The organism is Vibrio sp. 1727 (genome assembly GCF_033344415.1).
In the GTDB taxonomy this organism is placed as follows: Bacteria; Pseudomonadota; Gammaproteobacteria; order Enterobacterales; family Vibrionaceae; genus Vibrio; species Vibrio alginolyticus.
The window spans coordinates 64,797-78,050 of sequence record NZ_JAWPOT010000020.1 but is presented as its reverse complement, the minus strand read 5'-3'; the positions used below and the strand labels follow the sequence as shown (position 1 = coordinate 78,050).

Sequence of the window (13,254 nt, the reverse complement as noted above, 5' to 3'; positions counted from 1 at the left end):
TCCAATAAAATATTTATATACTCAATAGACTTTTGTCTCGATTTTAATTTGATTTTTGGAGTGGAGGGATTTTAAAATTGGGGAGGGGAGGATTACGGGGAATATAATAACCACGTAATTATCAAGAATACAATACCCTGAATGGAAAAATTTATTATTTATTTGTTGTTTTTTCCTTCACGTCTTATATATCAAGGGTTCTAGGTCAGTTAATGAATTTTTAAATTAACCTCTATGGGCTCATTCTATTTTTTCTTGTCCTGATATTATTGTTTTAATTACTGTGCTTTAATACATATCAAAGTGGTTTATATTAGTGTTGGTTAATACTGTATATTATTTCAGGCTTTGTCCTGATAACAATACTATTTAATCTAATATAAGATGAGTTAAGGAGCTTTAGTAAAAACTTTGAGAAGTACTATCTATTTATATAGGCATCTGAAAATTTTTTAAGATTTAATTTGGGGGACGCCTTCTTTGTTTGTATGCGGCGTGTATCTGGAGGTCTTTGAAGTTACAAATCAAATTGCATATATCTTTGTGATACTCATAAGAGTTGAAAGCTCAGGCACAGTCCTGTACGATTCATCCCGCGTGACTGTGCTCACGGTAGAAAGCGCCCTTAGCTCAGCTGGATAGAGCACGTCCCTTCTAAGCATGTGTTCGCTCTGGACTCATCTTTAATACCACAATCGACATAAGCTTGTTTCCGATTCGAAATCCAGCTTCTCTATGATTTCCTGTAACAGCTTAGGCTTATAGTCCTTACCGTATCGACCATATGTCATTGTTTCATCTGTATGTCCTAGTACGTAAGAGGCAGGACTGTACTCAACACCCATCTGTTTGAATTCATTGGCTACAGTGTGTCGGAAGGAGTGGAATGTCTTTTTATAACGTTCATCCTTGTTTAGAACTTTATCACGCTGAATACTGAACCACTTAGAAGGGTACTTACCGTAACCATCCTCTGATAAGTATTTGAGAGTAGGGAACACTAGCCCTAAAGGTAGGCTTTTAACGTAGTCAATAAAACCTAGCTTAATCAGTTTACGGTGTATCGGTATATTCCTAAACGCTGCTTTGGTTTTGAGCTTCTGATCTGGTCTGTCTGCGTTGATAGAGATACACCACACACCATCTATTTGCTTGATGTTGTCGGTATATAACTGACACAATTCATTAATTCTAGCTCCCGTATACAAACCCAGTAACGGTATCCAGTAGTGCCAAGCTTCTTTGGGCGTGGTTTTGTATGGTTCTATATTGAATAGCTTTTTAATGTCTGAACGTGTGAAAACTTTCCTTTCTTCACTGGCTTTGATTTCTTTGCGTACTTGCAACTTAGTGAACGGGTTTTTATCGGACTTCTCATTTAATACCAGCCAGTCAAAGAATCCGCTAACCACTTTCAACGTGTCGTTAATCGTGTGAATACCGATAGGATTATCACCAAAAGCAATAATTTGTTTAATCGTTTTCCCTTTGTAACGTGGGTTGTTGTTGATATTGGGCGGTAGTTGCACAAGCTGGTGTTTAAACGATAAGGCATCATCACGGGTGAATGAGTTAATCCCTTTGTTTTTAACAATGCGCAGTAGCAGCTCAAGTCTAGATCTGTATCGAGCTAAGGCTTTTGCGGAGACTCTATCTACTGTTTTAGCTGCCATGAATAATTCAATACAGTCAGATAGTTTCGAGTCTTTCCTCTTGGGTTGCTGCTTAGGATTTAATTGTGGTTGTTCAGCTACAACTAGATTAGTTACAACAGGAGTCTGTGACAATGTAATGTATTGGAGTTGAAAGAATTCTCTATCGTAATTGGCTGTGTGTTTAGTCGCTAAGATAGTAGCTTCACGAAGGTTGGTTGTATGAAGTGAGAAACGAATTCTTTTCTCATTTTTGTAGTGTTGTTGAAGGTGAGAAGGGATTCTTCTCTGATAGTAAAACGTAGTATTTCGTTTGGTGAGATTTCTCATTAAATGTACCCCAAATTGTGGGTCACATCTAAGAAAGTCAATAATATCAGGTAGGTAACTCTAGATTCTCATGGCTCCAGAGGTTCCTCCAACTACAGTCTCCGCTACCTAGGTAGCACCTGAAATAGTTAATTCTTCGGCGAGTTATGCTAATCAAATGTTAAAATTTGATTAATAACCACTCTCCTGCAGTCTTCATCGGAACAATTACTCAATTAAATGAGTAAAGGTTAGTTAATGATGCTGGTCATCATTAACGTGTGAACTCTATCATGTTTTTGGTCCATTTCAACACCCTATGTCAATTTATTTTCAATGAAATAACCTCATCTATTTTCATGAAGGTATGTTTGCCAATCTTTTTGAGCGAGTCACGGCATAAATAAAATTTATTGGGTTAGGGAATGGAACCCAAAAACACTTCAGAACGATAAATGTGTTTCGATCGTTACGACATAAGTTATTCAATTAAGAACACAAAATTGATTAAAATCGGAGCACTTATTTTAAAATCTACGCTAAGTTGACCTTATGGTACGTATAAATGGGTTACAATGAATCTTTGTGAAACAGTCTACGGACCTAGGCAGTTTTTCATGAGTGGACAAGGAGGCGGTATGACCAGATTATTAGCCATTGCGGTGTTGATTGCAGTAGCATTTGTGCTGTTTCGTTATCGAACCAATGAAAAAGTCCAAAAAGCGACCGTTATAACATTAATTGGCGCATTTCTGATTTATACAGCATCAATTATGTTTGCGGAATTGATCCGCTAGCAAAGTAAAAGAGTCCTTGGAGTAGTATACGGTGAGTTCTCAGAACAAAATGGAAGAGCAAGACGACGTAGTTGTCATTGAAGAGCGTGACAAACGTACGCATATCTATATCGCAATCGCTGCGGTGTTAGGCTTGGCATTTGGTGGCCTTGTTGGATCGGTTGTCACTGCGAACAAGTGGGAATCGACTTACCACGTATTAGAAGAAAAGTATCAAGCACTAACGCAAGATAGAACCCAGTTGGCATCTCAAGTAAAAGTGCGTGAAGAGGCGCTCGACCAAGAAATACAAAACCAAGTTAGTGAGTTACTCGCCGCGAAAGATGAAGCTCATCAGAAAGCACTTAAGAAGTTGCAAAAGCAATTGACTGAGGTCGAGAAGGTCAACTTGTCACTAGAGTCTCAATTGAAGCAGCAGGCAGATAAGATCAACACGACGAAGTCAGAAAATGAGAAGTTGAGTCGTCAAGCGGATATGCAAGCGACTATGTTTGAGCGGTCCCGCGAAGTATTCCAGAAAGAGCTAAAAATTTCGCAAGAATTAGAGTCTCTCGAGAAAGAACGGTCAAAATTATTACCTAAGATTGAGAAACTCAAGAAAGAGTGTGACGTATTTTTAGAAGGCAAATCTTGGGACGTGAAGTCGGACGCGTGTGATAAACATGATGAAGCTAATTCACGACTAAGTCAGGTCGATCAAATGATTGAAGTCTATAAAATGGACCTCAAACAAATCAAAGCAATAACGGAAGATATCGGCCTTTAAGTCTTTTGTATCCGATTTTTGAAAAGCAAAAGGAGCTCTTTAAGAGCTCCTTTTTCGTTGTTAGCTATGACTTTTAGCCTATCGCGTATATTAGATTCGTGAGGCGTCATAGCCTGAGGCGAGCAGGAGTTCTCGTTCGTGTTTAATCAGCTGAGCTCGATCTTCAATTAGTTCATTGAGTGCTTGAGATGGCTTACCTGCTAATGCTTTGAACGAAGCAAAAGATTCCGCGGTGTCGATTTTATCAATCATCTGACTGATGACATTACGAGCCTCACACGGGTTACTCGTCGTTGTAAAGTATTCTACTTGCTTTGCTGCCGATTTCATCTCAGTTAATAGCTCAAGCGGGCTACTTTCTTTGGCTACTGCCATGTAGTTATCCAGCACGCGCTTTGCATAAAGCAGTTCTTTGAGGGGGATATCTCTTCCGCTCTCGATTAGGGATTCGCTAAGGATCATACTTGAGCTCATGGGCATTCCTTCTTATTACTACGCCGCTTTTGATGTTTCCTTGAGTCTAATTTATTGAAGTCACATTGGGAATGGGTAAAAAGCATTTTTAACGCATTTTTATTCATTTATGAAAACACGAATGCGATGCTTATCTGGATCGATAGCCATAAAATTTAACCCATACACTGATGTCGCTGGTGGTTGAACAAACTCAACACCTAGGTCTTTCCAGCGCTTGTAAATGCGCTCTAGCATATGACTATTGGGCACTGATAAAGACAACTCGGTACCACCACCTCGAATGCCGCTGTAGGGTGAAAGATTATCTCTTTGCTTGAGTGTCAACGTTAAGCCTTCGGTCAGTGGAATAGCGGCGAAGGTTGGAGACAACTGCGTGACTTTGCGTTCGAACAGTTTCGAATAAAAAACTTGGCTTATGTGGATGTCCTCAACGTAGAGAACGAATGAATTGATAGTCAGCATGGTTTGTTCCTTAATCAATTAGAAATAGTAGGGGCAATCTAACGGAAAGGAACGACAGGAGTTGTCAGTAGCACATTCTCGAAGGTAAGTGAAAGAATAAGAAAAAGGAGCCGTTTAGCTCCTTTTTATCAGCGGAATCATTGGTATTAATGAGTGTGTTTGGAAGAATACCAGTTGTTTTGATAAGCTTTAGATGCAAATAATGCGTTTGCTTTTGCACGCTCGACAATAGACTCGTCCACCTCTAGCGGCTCCATGGTTTGGCCGTTAAAGTCGTACGCCAGGGTCGATACCTTTTCACCAGGTGAAAGCACAACGAGATTGTCGCGCGTTAAATAACCAAAGTTTTTGTCGTATTGCATCATTGCGCGCTCATCTTCGCGAGCTAGTGGCTTCGTTAAATCACGACCAATCATCGGTGTTTTAGCATCTACCCCAATTAGAGATAACAGTGTAGGCGGCATGTCGATGTTGTTTGCTATGCGGTCATCTTTACGTGGTTGAATGCCTTTACCAAGGATCAATGCTGGAATGTGAAAGTGCTTAACTGGAACAAGGTTAGCGCCAGAAACACGTGCATCATGATCTGCAATTACAATGAAAATGGTATCATCCCAATAAGATGACTTTTTCGCCTTTTCAAAGAAAGTGCCCAAAGCGTAATCGGAATATTTAACGGCGTTGTTACGCGTCATATATTCTGAATCGTATGGCTCAATTTTGCCTTTTGGATACTCATAAGGGCTATGATTACTTGACGTAAAAACTAAGCTAAAAAAAGGTTTGTCGCTTTTTGAAAGGCGTTCAAACTCTTCGTTTGCTTTGTTATATAGATCTTCATCACTAACACCCCAAGAGCCAACAAAGCTTGGGTTGTTATAATCGTCTTCTTCTACTATTTGATCAAAACCGTTACCAAAGAAGAAAGTTTTCATGTTGTCAAAGTTGGCTTCACCGCCGTAAATAAATTGCGTGTGATAGCCTTGAGCTTTCAGTAAGTCCGCGATAGTAAAGAAACCCGTTTGGCTTTTACTCAGCTTCACTACAGCGCGAGAGGGAGATGGAGGAAAGCCCGTGGTTACGGCTTCAATTCCACGAACAGAACGAGTACCAGTGGCGTACATTTGTGTGAACTGCCAACCTTCCTTCATGAGTTCATCAAGGTTTGGTGTTAGAGGCAAACCGCCCAAAGCACCGACAAATTGGGCGCCTAAGCTTTCTTGTAGCAAAATCACTAAGTTTTTATGTTTACCCTGGTAAGTCGCGGGGTTACTGTTCATGGTTGGGAGTAATGAAGGGGTGAAGTCGGACTTTGTTGATGAAGTGCGAACTAATTCCAACATCTTTTGAGTGTCCATTTTTCCGTAGAACTGCTCAGCACTCTTTTCTGACTTCATGCTATTAACCGCAAACAACAATGAGTAAGATGAGTTCAGTGCTAAGTCGTTAAGCAGTGGATCGTTAGAAAAGGCGACCATAGCAGGATTTAGCGGGCGGTGACCTAAAGATGAGCGAGCACCTGCAACCCCAAAAAGAACAACGAAAAGTGCCAATAGTGGTCGCCATTTCCAGTTGACCTGCTGCGCCTTATCGGTCAGTTTCTTACTCCACTTCCAACCTAAAGTGATGGTTAAAACTGTACCTAACGCACCAATAAACAGTTCTAATTTGTAGCCAGTCCAGAGCATACTCAAGACTTCTTTTGGGTAGATTAAGTATTCCACAAACAGGCGGTTTGGACGTAGGTCGTATTCCTGAATGAATGGCGCTGTTGCGAGCTCCATGTATACAAGCACCCAAAGCCCTAAAACCATCCATATGCGTAATATTCGCTTCCAACACTCTCCCATCTTACCGGTTAATGGCATGAAGGTTGAAAACAGTGCTGGAAGAATAAATAACCAGCAAAGCGTTGCAATATCTACGCGCAAACCTTGACCTAGGATGTAAATTAAGTCGTTTAGAGAGTCAATACGGTCAATCTGCCAAAAAGCTAGCAAAACTCTTGAGATAGACAGAAATAGAAGCGAAAACAAAGAAAAGGCAGCAATTGGCTGCAAAGGCCCCCACACAGAGCTCCTTGATAAGTTTTTCATATTTATTCGAATAGTTTAATTGTTATGTTGTGTTGTTTTTAGCAAAGCAAGCGTGAAATAAACGTGAATTATAATGTGGGTTTATGGTCGAGTAGTGTAAGTGTTGGTATGTCTATGTAAGGGGGAGGGGCGTTTGTGTAAAAAAAGAGCCAGTTGATAACACCAACTGGCTCTAGAGGTTGATAAAGGCATGATTACATTGCGGCTTTCTTCGCTTCTTCGACCCATGCGTCGAACTTTTTCTGGTTCGCTTTGATCCAGCCATTTACATGAGACTCGATGTCCGCTGAGCTGTTCTTACCTTGGCTCATCATCATATTCTGAGCACTAACATCATTGATATTTAGTTTGATGATTTCAAACAGCTTTGCAGCAGCAGGGTTGTTTTCTGTAAACTCTTTATTGGCAACGATGCGCATAGAGTTCATCTCGAAGCCGTAGTTCTTACCGTTCTCTAGTGTTGTATCAATGTCCTTACGCTCACCAGGAAGTGAAGAGAATGGCACTTCTAACCACACAACATCTTTCCCCGGAACTAAAACGCCACTTACCCAGTACGGTGTCCAAGTGTAGTAAAGAATCGGATCGCCTTTTTTGTAACGTGAGATTGTATCAGCGATAATCGCCGCGTAGTTACCTTGGTTGTGTGTTACTGTGTCACGAAGTTTGAAAGCATCCAACTGATGTTCAACAACCATTTCACAACCCCAACCTGGGTTGCAGCCAGTTAAGTCCGCTTTGCCATCGCCGTTTGCATCGAATAGCTTCGCCAATTTTGGATCTTTTAACTGACCAATGTTCGTGATGTTATATTTTTCCGCGGTTTTCTTATCGATCAAATAACCTTGCGCAGCACCACTTACGTATTGGCCTTTACGGAAGAACTTATCATCACCGCCAGACATCGTGTACTTATCGGCGTGAAGAGGGAACCAACCAACCGCTAAGAAAGTAGCATCACCTTTAGCAATAGAGGTGTAGCCTACGTTGTAGTCCACTTCTTTGGTCGGTTTAACATCGTAACCAAGCTCTTCAAGTGCGCGGTTTACGATCAACGTTTGAAATGTTTCTTCTGCAACGGTTGATTGAACAGGCTGAACAGTGACACCTTCACCCGGTAGTTCACTTGCCACACCATAAGTTGAAAATGCGATAGTACTTAGAGCTCCAACAGAGAGCGCTTTCTTCCATGAATTATTCATTGATGTTTCTCCTAAGTTTTAGATCGTCTTGGTTCGTCTTTGTTTTCAGTTTTAATAGGTATGAAACAGGACCTGTGTGATACCAGCGAAGTTTAGTGTTGCCCGCATTAACCCCTAACACCTGGGTGATACGGTCTAACAAAATCGCAAGAATAACGATGCCTAAGCCACCAACGGCAGCAAGACCCATATCAAGTCGGCCAATACCACGAAGTACCATTTGGCCTAAGCCGCCAACAGCAATCATTGAAGCAATCACTACCATAGAAAGTGACAGCATTAAGGTTTGGTTTACACCTGCCATGATGGTTGGTAACGCCAACGGTAACTGGATGCGATAAAGCATCTGTTTTTTGTTTGCCCCGAAAGAGTGGCCAGCTTCGATAAGCTCTTCAGGTACTTGCTGAATACCCAAAATAGTCAGGCGCACAACGGGAGGCAGGGCGAAAATGATCGTTACTACTACGCCAGGAACGTTACCAATACCAAACAACATAACAATTGGTACAAGGTAAACGAACGCGGGAGTCGTTTGCATTGCATCTAATATTGGCCTAACAAATTTGGCAGCGGTTTGGCTCCTTGCCAACCATATCCCCATTGGTAGCCCTATAAGCAAACAGAAGAAAACGGCGGTTAACACCAGTGCTAGCGTTGTCATCGCTTGTGACCACGCACCAATTAGGCCAATGAAAACAAGGGATACAAGAGTAGAAAAACCAAGTTTTACATTGGAAAACTGCCACGCTAGCAAAAATAAAATGAGTACCATTATAGGCGCAGGTGTAGACACCAAAGCAGTTTCAAACGACGTTAGAATAAAGTCGATTGGAACTCGTATTGCTTGGAAAACAGGTCGACCATGTTCCACCAGCCAGTTCAAACCGGACTCTACCCAGCTATCGAGGGGTAAAACCGCATCTTGGAATGGGTTCATAATATCGAATGGTGCTTGCTCTACAGTTTCTGAGTTGAGCCAATCATTACTTGGCGCGGCCTCTGTACCTTGCGACCAAGGATCATCTTGCGCAGGAGCAGTATTTGACCAGGGATCATTGTTAGTTTGCTCTGAAGACATCGTGTTAATCCTTATCTAGTGTTTGTAGAAGACGTGATTTAGTCACGACACCAAAGTAAGTTCCTTTCTCATCTACGACAGGCACGGCATAAGGAACACCAGCAACCAGACCCAAAATGTCATTAATTGACTGATCAGGCTGAAGAGTAACTTCATCCGGTAATTGAGCACTGGCTAACGAACGGTTTTCTTTATGAGCCAAACGTAGTGAATCAAGAGATACGATGCCGGAATATCGGCTAGATTTATCGACGACAATACCGTAATCACGGTCGTGATCCATCAGAATCTGCATCGCAGAGCCTGGACCGTCATTTTCCGATTTCTTAAAAACAGCCGCTGGCTTCTTGCGCGCGATATCTTTTGCTGTCAAGACACTTGCGATGTTTACGCCGCGGAAAAACGCTTCGACATAATCATTTGCTGGACTGTGTAATATTTCATCAGGTGTACCAACCTGAACAACCTCACCGTTTTGCATGATGGCGATACGGTCGCCAATGCGCATTGCTTCATCCAAATCATGAGAAATGAAGACAATTGTGCGTTTGTCATCGTTCTGTAGACGAATAAGCTCATCTTGCATCTCAGAACGGATCAATGGGTCTAAAGCGGAAAACGCCTCGTCCATTAATAGGATGTCAGGATCACAGGCTAACGCTCTCGCTAAACCAACGCGCTGTTTCATACCACCGGATAATTCGTCAGGGAAAGATTCTGCATAAGGGTCTAAACCCACTCTTTCTAAGGCGGAAAGGGCACTTTTCTGACGCTCATTAACATCGATGCCGGCAAGTTCTAAACCAAAGGCGGCATTTTCAATCACCGTCATGTGTGGCATGAGTGCGAAACTTTGAAACACCATTGAGATATTATTACGACGAACTTCTCGAAGTTCATTCTCGGAGATGTGGGCGATATCTCTTCCTTTGAGATAAACACTACCTTTAGTCGGCTCAATGAGCCGGTTAAGAAGTCGAACAAGGGTGGATTTCCCGGAGCCAGAAAGGCCCATGATTACGAAAATTTCCCCTTCATTTATGGTGAGAGATACATCGTTTACGCCGACTGTTAAACCTGTCTGTTCAAAAATACCGTCTTTATCGACGCCTTTGTCGATAAGCGAGAAGGCTCTCTCTGGGTCTTCTCCAAACACTTTATACAGTCCCTTAACTTCCAGTATGGGATCCATGTTATCTGTCCTTTTTCGTGTGTTTATAACTGTTTAACGATTTGTACTCTAATTAATTTTAGTTCAACTTTCAACGAAAGGGGGTTGGTTAACTAGTTCTGCCGTGCATAGAGAATTCGTTGAGCAAGGTATGTTCAATTCTTATTTTTTATATTTAAAACAATTGCTTGTGATGTGTTTTTATCCGCCATAACGTTGCCCTGACGTAGGGTTGAATTTATTTTGAATTTTTTTGTACATTTCAACTCAACTCGCTTGCATAGATATAAGCTGTGATAGCTTAGAACTCTACATATAAAAAGGTTAGAGCTCTAATTTTTGGTTAAGGCTTGGTCCTGTGAAATCGGTTAGGTACTGTTATCCTTAGATTTATTTATTGCTTGATTTCACTCAGGGTGATATTTATCGCTGTAGTTTAGGCAACGTATGGAATAAAAAATGGAAGCCGAACAGTTAGAAGTGCTCAATTTCATTAGCCAGTACCCACCTTTTGATGACCTACCTGAAGAGCAGCTTAGAAAAATTGCTCTCAATGCCGAGGTTGCATACTTTCGGCAAGGAACAAAAATTCTTAACTTCGGAGATACGATCCGCGACTTGTATATGGTGAGAAGTGGGGCGGTAGAGATTTATCGACGTAAAGGTGAACTTTACAACAGGATTGATGCTGGTGGACTGTTTGGTCAGATGGGGTTGTTGATGAACAACCGCGTACGTATGCCAGCCAAAGCGATAGAAGACACTCTCGTTTACTGTATTCCGGAAAACATCTTCAATGAACTTTGTGATGAGTTTGAAAACTTTGCGGACTACATGGAACTGGAAGATAGCGCGCGTTTGCGAAGCGCAATATCTAGCCGCTCCGAAAGCAATGACTTTACCACCGCTAAGGCACGTAAAATCTTAGCAAGAGATCCAGTAACTCTGGAGGCAACGGCTTCAATTCAGGAAGCTGCGATACTAATGGCAGAGGAAAATGTCACCTCTCTGCTCATTATTCGCCCGACAGAGGAGCTCACAGAAGAAGATGATGAACAGCTGCTTGGAATATTGACTGATCGCGATCTTTGCATTCGCGTACTAGCTCAAGGTATTGATACCAATATTCCAGTGAGTGAGGTCATGAGTTATGACGTGGTTTCATTGGATTATAACGCCTATGTGTTTGAGGCCATGTTAACCATGTTGCGTTACAACGTGCATCATTTACCAATTTTAAAAGATAAAAAGCCGATAGGAATTATTGGCATGACGGACATCGTTCGTTATGAATCTCAGAACAGCCTATTGCTAGTGAGCTCTATTTTTCAGCAAACCAGTGTCGAGGATCTCAAGCAGGTTTCTGAACAAGTAAAAGACTGTTTCGTAAGAATGGTCAATGAAGATGCTAACGCGCACATGATTGGTCGAGCCATGTCGGTTATAGGCAGTAGTTTCAAACAACGCCTCGCTGAATTAGCTGAGCAAGAGTTCGGCCCAGCGCCCATTCCTTATTGTTTAGTCGCAATGGGTTCAATGGCGAGGGATGAGCAGCTAATTGTAACGGATCAAGATAACGCGCTTATTCTCGATAACAGTTATGACGTTGAGATTCACGGAGAGTACTTTGAAAAGTTTGCTAAATTTGTTTGTGATGGTTTAGCGGCATGCGGCTATGCTTATTGTACTGGAGACATTATGGCTACCAACCCAGAATGGCGAAAAACTCGTGCAGAATGGGAAGAATGCTTTGGAAACTGGATAGACAATCCAACCCCTGAGAGGTTGTTAAATAGTAATATCTTTTTTGATCTCCTCGGTGTGCATGGGCGAGTGAAATGGGCGGAGCAATTAAGCAGCTTTATTGTGAGACGAGCGAAAAGAAATAACCGCTTTCTTGCTTGTATGGCGTACAATGCAATACGTAGGACGCCTCCACTGGGCTTTTTCAAAGACTTTGTGATGGAGAAAGATGGTCGTCATCGCAACTCGATTAACTTGAAGCGAAGGGGGACGGCTCCGTTGGCCGATTTAATACGGGTGCATTCTCTGGCAATCGGTTCCCGATCGCAAAACTCTTTCGACCGTTTAGATGACATTAATGATGCTGGCATTTTACCGAAAGGTCGAGGTTTGGATTTAAGGGATGCGATGGAGCTAATCTACATGGTTCGAATTCGTCACCAAGCCCTTGATATAGAAAATGGAGAAGAGCCAGACAACAATATTGAGCCGGAGAACATGTCTGAATTTGAACGTCGAAACTTAAAAGCAGCATTTCAAATTCTAAGTAACGCTCAGAACTTCATTAAGTTTCGATACCAGAGAAGTAGCAAATAATGTGGTTCTCAAAAAAAGTAGAAAAAGAACAGCCGTTGTTGGATACATCCCAGACGCCAGAGTGGTCAATGTTGTTCAAACAACTCGCTAAAGAAGCGAAAGACGAGAGGCTCAAACGCTACTATTCGGCACCGATGGTTAATGGGGAAACACCAATTGAACAAGTGCCATTTGTCTCGGTAGACTTTGAGACAACAGGATTGAACTCGGAAGAGGATGTCATTCTCACGATCGGACTTGTCCCGTTTACTATTGATCGTGTTCAATGTAATGGCTCTGCTCATTGGGTCGTTAACCCAAACAGAGAGTTAAACCACGAGTCTGTCATTATTCACGGTATCACTGACTCTGAGGTTAAAAACGCGCCGCAGCTGTCTCAGATCTTGGGTGAAATATTGGATGCGTTGTCAGGCAAAGTGGTACTTGTTCATTATAAGAACATTGAAAGGCAGTTCTTTAATAACGCCTTGCTAAATAGCATCGGAGAGGGGATACAGTTTCCTGTTGTTGATACGTTAGATATTGAGTATGCGATACAACGCCGTGAATGCAGAGGTTTTATCAATAAGTTGAAAGGCAAGAAACCCGGTTCTGTACGATTAGGGCACGCTCGTGAAAGATATGGCCTCCCTGCTTATCAACCTCACCATGCCCTGACGGATGCGTTAGCAACTGCGGAGCTGTTTCAAGCACAACTGCAGTATCACTTTAATCGAAACATGCCAATATCTTCGGTTTGGCAATAGGCGTTATTTATGGTGAAAACAATAAAATGCAATGAGAGATAGGGGGCTTTAAGATTATGATGGCGGATTGAGTAACCGCTTATAAGAACAATGTTTTATGAACATGTGCTTGGTAGTGATGAAGACGTTTCATTACTCGAACTCCGACGAAAGTAATT

At 41.9% G+C, this 13,254-nt stretch carries 11 protein-coding genes and 1 pseudogene; 4 read left to right on the top strand and 8 right to left on the bottom strand.

Features of this window, described 5'->3' with window-relative positions:
- Nucleotides 1-683: 683 nt before the first annotated feature.
- On the bottom strand, nt 684-1,673 hold the full coding sequence (locus tag R8O10_RS18355) for a site-specific integrase (protein ID WP_318191619.1): 990 nt from the start codon (nt 1,671-1,673) through the stop codon (nt 684-686).
- A gap of 138 nt (nt 1,674-1,811) precedes the next feature.
- Nucleotides 1,812-1,982 (bottom strand): annotated as a pseudogene (locus R8O10_RS27950) (DUF6538 domain-containing protein); the annotation flags it as partial.
- A 617-nt stretch (nt 1,983-2,599) separates the two neighbouring features.
- On the opposite strand from R8O10_RS27950, the gene R8O10_RS18350 reads away from it, so the two are divergent.
- Nucleotides 2,600-2,758: a hypothetical protein gene (locus R8O10_RS18350; protein WP_005377784.1), complete on the top strand. Its 159-nt coding sequence runs from the start codon at nt 2,600-2,602 to the stop codon at nt 2,756-2,758.
- 31 nt (nt 2,759-2,789) lie between these two features.
- Entirely contained in the window at nt 2,790-3,524 is a 735-nt protein-coding gene (locus R8O10_RS18345; RefSeq protein WP_054865581.1) for a chromosome partitioning protein ParA, read from the top strand.
- Nucleotides 3,525-3,614: 90 nt separating this feature from the next.
- On the opposite strand, the gene R8O10_RS18340 is transcribed toward R8O10_RS18345, so the two are convergent.
- The 6 genes from R8O10_RS18340 to proV all read right to left on the bottom strand — a co-directional run bounded on the left by R8O10_RS18340 (nt 3,615) and on the right by proV (nt 10,031).
- A complete protein-coding gene (locus tag R8O10_RS18340; protein ID WP_005377782.1) occupies nt 3,615-3,998 on the bottom strand; it encodes a hypothetical protein in 384 nt (127 codons plus the stop codon).
- 99 nt (nt 3,999-4,097) lie between these two features.
- Complete coding sequence (locus R8O10_RS18335; RefSeq protein ID WP_005377781.1) at nt 4,098-4,463, bottom strand: VOC family protein; 366 nt, start codon at nt 4,461-4,463, stop codon at nt 4,098-4,100.
- A 146-nt stretch (nt 4,464-4,609) separates the two neighbouring features.
- Complete coding sequence (locus tag R8O10_RS18330) at nt 4,610-6,559, bottom strand: LTA synthase family protein (RefSeq protein WP_085569506.1); 1,950 nt, start codon at nt 6,557-6,559, stop codon at nt 4,610-4,612.
- A gap of 194 nt (nt 6,560-6,753) precedes the next feature.
- A complete protein-coding gene (gene proX, locus R8O10_RS18325; protein WP_005385703.1) occupies nt 6,754-7,761 on the bottom strand; it encodes a glycine betaine/L-proline ABC transporter substrate-binding protein ProX in 1,008 nt (335 codons plus the stop codon).
- Nucleotides 7,754-8,839, bottom strand: a complete 1,086-nt coding sequence (gene proW, locus R8O10_RS18320) for a glycine betaine/L-proline ABC transporter permease ProW (RefSeq protein WP_005377778.1) — start codon at nt 8,837-8,839, stop codon at nt 7,754-7,756. Before proW ends, proX begins: the two co-directional genes overlap by 8 nt.
- A 4-nt stretch (nt 8,840-8,843) precedes the next feature.
- Nucleotides 8,844-10,031, bottom strand: a complete 1,188-nt coding sequence (gene proV / locus R8O10_RS18315; RefSeq protein ID WP_005377777.1) for a glycine betaine/L-proline ABC transporter ATP-binding protein ProV — start codon at nt 10,029-10,031, stop codon at nt 8,844-8,846.
- Nucleotides 10,032-10,469: 438 nt separating this feature from the next.
- On the opposite strand from proV, the gene R8O10_RS18310 reads away from it, so the two are divergent.
- Together R8O10_RS18310 and R8O10_RS18305 are read left to right on the top strand one after the other, a co-directional pair.
- Nucleotides 10,470-12,350 (top strand): DUF294 nucleotidyltransferase-like domain-containing protein, encoded by a 1,881-nt coding sequence (locus tag R8O10_RS18310; protein ID WP_005377775.1) that lies wholly within the window; start codon nt 10,470-10,472, stop codon nt 12,348-12,350.
- Nucleotides 12,350-13,096, top strand: coding sequence for a 3'-5' exonuclease (locus R8O10_RS18305; RefSeq protein WP_285400532.1), 747 nt, complete (start codon nt 12,350-12,352; stop codon nt 13,094-13,096). The genes R8O10_RS18310 and R8O10_RS18305 overlap by 1 nt, the downstream gene beginning before the upstream one ends.
- Nucleotides 13,097-13,254: the final 158 nt, after the last annotated feature.

Coding starts and splice junctions, on each gene's coding strand:
- R8O10_RS18335 (WP_005377781.1), bottom strand. CDS start 4,463: ATGCTGACTATCAATTCATTCGTTCTCTACGTTGAGGACATCCACATA.
- proX (WP_005385703.1), bottom strand. CDS start 7,761: ATGAATAATTCATGGAAGAAAGCGCTCTCTGTTGGAGCTCTAAGTACT.
- R8O10_RS18340 (WP_005377782.1), bottom strand. CDS start 3,998: ATGAGCTCAAGTATGATCCTTAGCGAATCCCTAATCGAGAGCGGAAGA.
- R8O10_RS18330 (WP_085569506.1), bottom strand. CDS start 6,559: ATGAAAAACTTATCAAGGAGCTCTGTGTGGGGGCCTTTGCAGCCAATT.
- R8O10_RS18355 (WP_318191619.1), bottom strand. CDS start 1,673: ATGGCAGCTAAAACAGTAGATAGAGTCTCCGCAAAAGCCTTAGCTCGA.
- R8O10_RS18310 (WP_005377775.1), top strand. CDS start 10,470: ATGGAAGCCGAACAGTTAGAAGTGCTCAATTTCATTAGCCAGTACCCA.
- proV (WP_005377777.1), bottom strand. CDS start 10,031: ATGGATCCCATACTGGAAGTTAAGGGACTGTATAAAGTGTTTGGAGAA.
- proW (WP_005377778.1), bottom strand. CDS start 8,839: ATGTCTTCAGAGCAAACTAACAATGATCCCTGGTCAAATACTGCTCCT.
- R8O10_RS18350 (WP_005377784.1), top strand. CDS start 2,600: ATGACCAGATTATTAGCCATTGCGGTGTTGATTGCAGTAGCATTTGTG.
- R8O10_RS18305 (WP_285400532.1), top strand. CDS start 12,350: ATGTGGTTCTCAAAAAAAGTAGAAAAAGAACAGCCGTTGTTGGATACA.